The sequence below is a fragment of the Pseudomonas sp. BAY1663 genome (assembly GCF_000582595.1).
Lineage (GTDB): Bacteria > Pseudomonadota > Gammaproteobacteria > Pseudomonadales > Pseudomonadaceae > Stutzerimonas > Stutzerimonas stutzeri_AF.
Genome location: NZ_AZSV01000055.1, coordinates 23,152 through 29,359 on the forward strand (window position 1 = coordinate 23,152; position 6,208 = coordinate 29,359).

The window sequence follows — 6,208 nt, forward strand, 5'->3', positions numbered from 1 at the left end:
CTGGCGCTAGCGGCGATCGTTTCGCCGCTTGCGCCAGCTGCGCCCGACCCACCAGCGCCAGTACATCTGGGTGAAGACATAGCCGAGGACTGCGAGCACCGTAGCGACGACCAGCGAACCCAGGTATAGCGGCTGCCAGTTGTTCTCCAGCATGTGGCGCACCCAGGCCAGGCTGAGCTCGGCCGGCATGTCGGAGGCCGGGGTATCCAGCAGCCAGGTGCCGATCTTGTAGTTGCAGTAGAACACTGGTGGCATGGTCAGCGGGTTGGTCAACCAGACCAGGCCCACGGCGATCGGCAGGTTGGCTCGCGCAGGCAGGGCGCAGATGGCCGCTGCCAGCATCTGCAGCGGCATGGGGATCATGGCCCAGAACAGGCCGATCGCCATGGCCCGGGACACCGAATGGCGATTGAGGTGCCAGAGGTTGGGATCGTGAATCAGCGCGCCTAGAAAACGCAGGGACTTGTTAGCCTTGATGCGATCGGGGTGCGGCATGTAGCGTTTGAATAAGCGACGCGGCATGAAGTTTCTCTGGCAGGCTTAGCCCGACGATTATGCTTGAATCGGGCAGCGGCGCTGAGAGTAGTTTTTGTGACATTACGTCTCCGGCTGCGACAAATTGACCATCCGCTCGATAGCGGTTCCGGAATGGATTCCTGGAGTCGAGAACCATGCGCACATGGATGCTGGCGCTGGCCGCAGGCCTCGTCCTGCCACGTTTCTTACCCGAACTCCCGCCTGGTTGGGCCTATCCGATCCTGGTCGTGGCGGGGCTGCTGTTCGTCCCGGGCAAGCGCCTGCGCGCGCTGGGGCTGTTCTGTCTCGGGCTGGCCTGGGCTTGCCAGCATGCCCAGCATGCCGTCGACGATCGCTTGCCGGCGTCCATGGACGGGCGCACCTTCTGGCTGGAAGGGACGGTCGTCGGGCTGCCCGCCGTGCGCGGCGATGTGGTGCGCTTCGAACTGGACGATATCGCGTCGCGTCATGCCGGGCTGCCCACCCGGCTGCGGCTGGCCTGGTATGACGGGCCGGTGGTGCGGGCCGGCGAACGCTGGCGGCTGGCCGCGCGGCTGAAGCGCCCGCATGGCCTGGTCAATCCGCAAGCCTTCGACTACGAAGCCTGGTTGCTGGCACGACGGATCGGGGCGACTGGAAGCGTCAAGGCCGGGGAGCGACTGCTGTCGTCGGCGACCGCCGCTGCCTGGCGCGATCGCCTGAGGACGCGGCTGATGGCCGTTCCGGCATTCGAGCGGCAGGGTGCGATTGCCGCCCTGGTGGTGGGTGACGATTCGGGGTTGAGTCGGGCCGACTGGCAGGTGCTGCAGGATACCGGGACGGTGCACCTGATGGTGATCTCCGGGCAGCACGTCGGCATGCTGGCGGGCCTGCTGTACGGGCTGGTGGCGTTGCTCGCGCGTTGGGGCGCGTGGCCGCGGAAACTGCCCTGGTTGCCCTGGGCGTGCGGCCTGGCATTGGCGGGGGCGCTGGCCTACGGATGGCTGGCTGGGTTCGATGTGCCGGTGCGCCGGGCCTGCCTGATGGTCGCGGTGGTATTGCTCTGGCGCCTGCGTTTTCGCCATCTGGGTGTCTGGCTGCCGTTGTTGCTGGCCCTGGACGGGGTTCTGCTGCTGGATCCGCTGGTCAGTCTGCAGCCCGGTTTCTGGCTGTCGTTCGGCGTCGTGGCGCTGCTGGCTTTCGTGTTCGCCGGCCGCCTCGGGCCATGGCCCTGGTGGAAGACTCTGTTGCGTGCGCAGTGGGCCGCGGCCCTGGGACTGCTGCCATTGATGCTGGCGCTCGGGCTGCCGATCAGTGCCAGCGGGCCGCTGGCCAACCTGCTGGCGGTACCCTGGATCAGCCTGACGGTGCCCTTTGCGTTGCTTGGCACGCTGCTCCTGCCTGTCTGGGGCCTCGGCGAGGCGGTGTTGTCGGCGGTGGGCTGGTCGCTGGCGACCCTGTTCGATCTGCTGGCGGTGGTCTCGGCATGGCAGCCCGCCTGGCTGGCCAGCGGCCTGCCGTGGTGGGCTTGGCTGGCGGTTGCGCTGGGTGTCCTGCTACTGCTGATGCCCGCCGGTGTGCCGGTGCGCTGGTTGGGGCTGGTGCTGCTGTTGCCGCTTGCCTTCCCGCCGCGGGAAGCCCCGCCCGATGGGCGGGCGCAGGTGTGGCTGTTCGATGTGGGGCAGGGGCTTTCCGTGCTGGTGCGTACCCGCGAGCATGCATTGCTCTACGACGCGGGGCCCAACCATGGCGAGTTCGATACGGGGGAGCGGGTGGTCTTTCCTTCCTTGCGCACGTTGGGTGTGACGGGCTTGGACATGCTCTTGCTCAGCCATGCCGACAACGATCATTCCGGCGGTGCCCAGGCGATCCGGCGGCTGATGCCGGTGACGCGCGTCGTCAGTGGCCAGCCGCAGCGGCATGCGCCATCTCTGGTTGCCGAGCCTTGCCGGAGCGGGGCCGAATGGCAGTGGGACGGCGTGCGCTTTCGCCTGTGGCAGTGGCGGGAGGCACGCGATAGCAACCAGACCTCCTGTGTGCTGCTGGTCGAGGCGGCTGGTGAACGCCTGCTGCTGACCGGCGACATCGACCAGGCGGCCGAGCAGGCGTTGCTGGAAGGCCCGATGCCGGTGCAGGCGCAATGGCTGCTGCTGCCGCATCATGGCAGCCGTAGTTCCTCGTCGGAACGCTTCCTGCGCGCCGTGGCCCCGCAGGCGGTGCTGATCTCGCGCAGCCTGCACAATTCGTTTGGCCATCCGCATCCGAGCGTAACGGCGCGGCTGCAGGCGCTCGGCGTGCGCGCCTACGACACCGCATTGCATGGCGCGGTGCGGATCGATCTCGGTGACTTTTCCCGCGGCCATATCGCACGTGCGCAACGACGCTTCTGGCGGGAAAAATGAGAACGGCGGCCGTCGGCGGCCTGGCGACCCTATGCTAGAGTGGCGCCACTTTTTCGAGGGGGATTCATCTCGTGTGGGAGCTGGTCAAAGCGGGCGGCTGGATAATGCTGCCGATCATTCTGTGTTCCATCGCCGCCGCCGGTATCATCGCCGAGCGCCTGTGGACGCTGCGGCCGAGCCGCGTCACGCCACCGCATCTGCTGGGGCAGGTCTGGAAGTGGATCAAGGACAAGAAGCTCAGCAACCAGAAGCTCAAGGAGTTGCGCGCCGACTCGCCACTGGGCGAGATCCTCGCCGCCGGCCTGGCCAATTCCAAGCGCGGTCGCGAAATCATGAAAGAGTGCATCGAGGAGGCCGCCGCCCGCGTGGTGCACGATCTCGAGCGTTACCTCAATGCGCTGGGCACCATCGCCGGCATCGCACCGCTGCTGGGACTGCTGGGTACGGTACTGGGCATGATCGAGATCTTCAGCGCATTCATGGGCTCGGGCATGGCCAATGCACCGCTGCTTGCCGGCGGTATCGCCAAGGCGTTGATCACCACCGCCGCGGGGCTGATGGTCGGCATTCCGGCGCTGTTCTTCCATCGCTTCCTGCAGCGTCGGGTGGACGAGCTGGTCGTAGGCATGGAGCAGGAGGCGATCAAACTGGTGGAAGTGCTGCAGGGCGACCGCGATGTCGATCTCGCTGAGGACAAGGCGTGAAATTCCGGCGCAAACCCCGCGAGAACGTGGAAATAGGCCTGGCGCCACTGATCGACGTGGTGTTCATTCTGCTGCTGTTCTTCGTGGTCACTACCACCTTCACCCGTGAGACGCAGCTCAAGGTCGATCTGCCAGAGGCGGCCAGCGGCACACCGCCGCAGGAAACCGAGGTTCGGCAACTGGAAGTTTTGATCGACGTGGCCGGCAACTACTCGCTCAATGGCAAGGCGTTGCTGAAAAGCGATCTGAATTCGTTGATGGCCGCGCTGAACAAGGAGTCCGGTGGCGACACCGGCCTGCCGATGATCATCAGCGCCGACGGCAAGACGCCGCACCAGGCGGTGATCACTGCGATGGATGCGGCCGGCAAGCTCGGCTTCGCCCATTTGCGCATCACCACCGTCGAGGCGCAGGTCGCGCCCTGATGGCTCTCGCCGAACGATTGCAACGAGCCTGGTACCAGGGGCATCCGGCGCTGCGCCTGCTGGCGCCGCTGGAGTGGCTGTACCGACGTGTGGTCGAGGCGAAGCGTCGGCGTTTCCTCGAAGGTGCGCGCGACACCTATCGCGCGCCCGTACCGGTCATCGTGGTCGGCAACATCACGGTGGGCGGAACCGGCAAGACGCCCTTGATTCTCTGGTTGATCGAACATTGCCGTGCGCGCGGGCTGCGGGTCGCGTCGTCAGCCGTGGCTACGGCGCCAGTCCGCCCTCGTTGCCGTGGCGGGTACGGGCGGAGCATTCGGCGCAGCAGTCCGGCGACGAACCGCTGCTGATCGTCCAGCGTACCGGCGTACCGCTGATGATCGATCCGGATCGTGCATGTGCAGTGCGTCGGCTGCTGGAAAGCGAGCCGCTGGACCTGATCCTTTCCGACGATGGCCTGCAGCACTACCGGCTGGCGCGTGACCTCGAACTGGTGCTGATCGATGCGGCGCGCGGACTGGGCAATGGCCGGTGCCTGCCTGCCGGGCCCCTGCGCGAGCCGGCTGCGCGCCTGGATACGGTGGACGCGGTGCTACTCAATGGCGCCAGCGCCGACTCGGCCGGCGGCTATGCCTTCGCCCTGCAACCCAGCGCGTTGGTCGAGCTGTGCTCCGGCGAGTGCTGGCCGCTCGACCGTTTCCCGGTTGGGCAGCAACTGCATGCGGTGGCCGGAATCGGCAACCCGCAGCGTTTCTTCGCCACGCTCGAGGCGCTACACTGGCGCCCGATTCCGCATGCCTTCGCCGATCATGCCGCCTACAGCCCGGAGCGACTGAAGTTCAGTCCCGAGCTGCCGCTGGTGATGACCGAAAAGGATGCGGTGAAATGCCGGGCCTTCGCGCCACCGGGCTGGTCCTACCTGCAGGTGCAGGCGTCGCCCTCGGCGGCCTTCGTCGCCTGGTTCGACGGTCAGCTGGCCCGCTTGCTGCCCGACCACTCTTAAAGCTGCTCGATCTGCTGTCGCAGTCGACCGCTTCCAAGGACTGCGCATGGATACCAAACTGCTCGATATTCTGGCCTGCCCGCTGTGCAAGGGGCCGCTGAAGCTGGCCGACGACAAATCCGAACTGATCTGCAAGGCCGACGGCCTGGCCTTCCCCGTGCGCGACGGGATTCCGGTGATGCTGGAAAGCGAGGCGCGAACCCTCGATGTGGACGAGCGCCTGGACAAATGAGCACTGCCTACACCGTCGTGATCCCGGCACGCTATTCCTCCAGCCGCCTGCCGGGCAAGCCGCTGCTGGACATCGCTGGTAAGCCAATGATCCAGCATGTCTGGGAACAGGCGCGCAAGAGCGCGGCGCAGCGGGTGGTGATCGCCACCGACGATGCGCGCATCCTCGAGGCCTGCGTGGCATTCGGCGCCGAGGCCCTGCTTACCCGCGCCGATCACAACTCCGGCACCGATCGCCTGGCCGAAGTGGCCGAGCAGCTGGGGCTGGCCGACGATGCGATCGTGGTGAACATGCAGGGCGACGAGCCGCTGATTCCCCCGACGGTGATCGATCAGGTCGCGGCGAACCTGGCCGCGCACGGCGAGGCGGCCATGGCGACGCTGGCCGAACCGCTGGCCGATGCCACGGCGCTGTTCAATCCCAACGTGGTCAAGGTGCTGACCGACTGCGACGGCCTGGCGTTGACCTTCAGCCGCGCCCCCTTGCCCTGGGCCCGCGATGCCTTCGCGGCCGATCGCAGCGTGTTGCCTGCGGGCGTGCCCTATCGCCGGCACATCGGCATCTACGCCTATCGCGCAGGCTTCCTCGCCGACTTCGTCGCCTGGGGCCCGTGCTGGCTGGAGAACACCGAGAGCCTGGAGCAGCTGCGCGCGCTCTGGCATGGCCGACGCATCCATGTGCAGGATGCCGTCGAGGCACCGCAGGCCGGGTGGATACGCCAGAGGATCTCGAGCGGGTTCGCCGGCTGCTGGGGAGCTGAGCATGCGGGTGCTGTTCGTCTGCATGGGCAACATCTGCCGCTCGCCCACCGCCGAAGGGGTATTGCGCCAGCGCGTGCGCGCGGCGGGGCTGGAAGGGCGAGTCGAGATCGATTCGGCCGGCACCGGCGACTGGCACGTCGGCAAGGCGCCGGATGACCGCGCCTGCGGTGCGGCGCGGCGGCGCGG

5 protein-coding genes and 3 pseudogenes are annotated in these 6,208 nt (G+C 67.0%); 7 read left to right on the top strand and 1 reads right to left on the bottom strand.

The genetic code is table 11. From position 1 onward, the window contains the following. Positions 1 to 6: 6 nt before the first annotated feature. Complete coding sequence (locus BAY1663_RS15325; RefSeq protein WP_037042378.1) at positions 7 to 522, bottom strand: DUF2062 domain-containing protein; 516 nt, start codon at positions 520 to 522, stop codon at positions 7 to 9. Between the two features lie 149 nt (positions 523 to 671). Here BAY1663_RS15325 and BAY1663_RS15330 point away from each other — a divergent pair, with 149 nt between their 5' ends. The 7 genes and pseudogenes from BAY1663_RS15330 to BAY1663_RS15360 form a co-directional block, all read left to right on the top strand. Further along, positions 672 to 2,897 carry a DNA internalization-related competence protein ComEC/Rec2 gene (locus BAY1663_RS15330; RefSeq protein WP_177325814.1) on the top strand — a complete coding sequence of 742 codons (2,226 nt, stop codon included), beginning with the start codon at positions 672 to 674 and terminating at the stop codon, positions 2,895 to 2,897. Between the two features lie 71 nt (positions 2,898 to 2,968). Continuing rightward, the gene (locus BAY1663_RS15335) at positions 2,969 to 3,601 is read left to right on the top strand and encodes a MotA/TolQ/ExbB proton channel family protein (RefSeq protein WP_037042379.1); all 633 of its coding nucleotides are present in this window, start codon (positions 2,969 to 2,971) and stop codon (positions 3,599 to 3,601) included. Continuing rightward, on the top strand, positions 3,598 to 4,026 hold the full coding sequence (locus tag BAY1663_RS15340; RefSeq protein WP_037042382.1) for a biopolymer transporter ExbD: 429 nt from the start codon (positions 3,598 to 3,600) through the stop codon (positions 4,024 to 4,026). Before BAY1663_RS15335 ends, BAY1663_RS15340 begins: the two co-directional genes overlap by 4 nt. Next, a pseudogene (lpxK, locus tag BAY1663_RS15345) lies at positions 4,026 to 5,029 on the top strand (tetraacyldisaccharide 4'-kinase). Before BAY1663_RS15340 ends, lpxK begins: the two are co-directional and overlap by 1 nt. Positions 5,030 to 5,075: 46 nt before the next feature. Continuing rightward, on the top strand, positions 5,076 to 5,261 hold the full coding sequence (locus tag BAY1663_RS15350) for a Trm112 family protein (RefSeq protein WP_003293506.1): 186 nt from the start codon (positions 5,076 to 5,078) through the stop codon (positions 5,259 to 5,261). Further along, positions 5,258 to 6,021: pseudogene (gene kdsB / locus BAY1663_RS15355) on the top strand (3-deoxy-manno-octulosonate cytidylyltransferase). Before BAY1663_RS15350 ends, kdsB begins: the two are co-directional and overlap by 4 nt. Positions 6,022 to 6,023: 2 nt before the next feature. Further along, positions 6,024 to 6,208: pseudogene (locus tag BAY1663_RS15360) on the top strand (low molecular weight phosphotyrosine protein phosphatase); the annotation flags it as partial.

Coding starts and splice junctions, on each gene's coding strand:
- BAY1663_RS15325 (WP_037042378.1), bottom strand. CDS start 522: ATGCCGCGTCGCTTATTCAAACGCTACATGCCGCACCCCGATCGCATC.
- BAY1663_RS15330 (WP_177325814.1), top strand. CDS start 672: ATGCGCACATGGATGCTGGCGCTGGCCGCAGGCCTCGTCCTGCCACGT.
- BAY1663_RS15350 (WP_003293506.1), top strand. CDS start 5,076: ATGGATACCAAACTGCTCGATATTCTGGCCTGCCCGCTGTGCAAGGGG.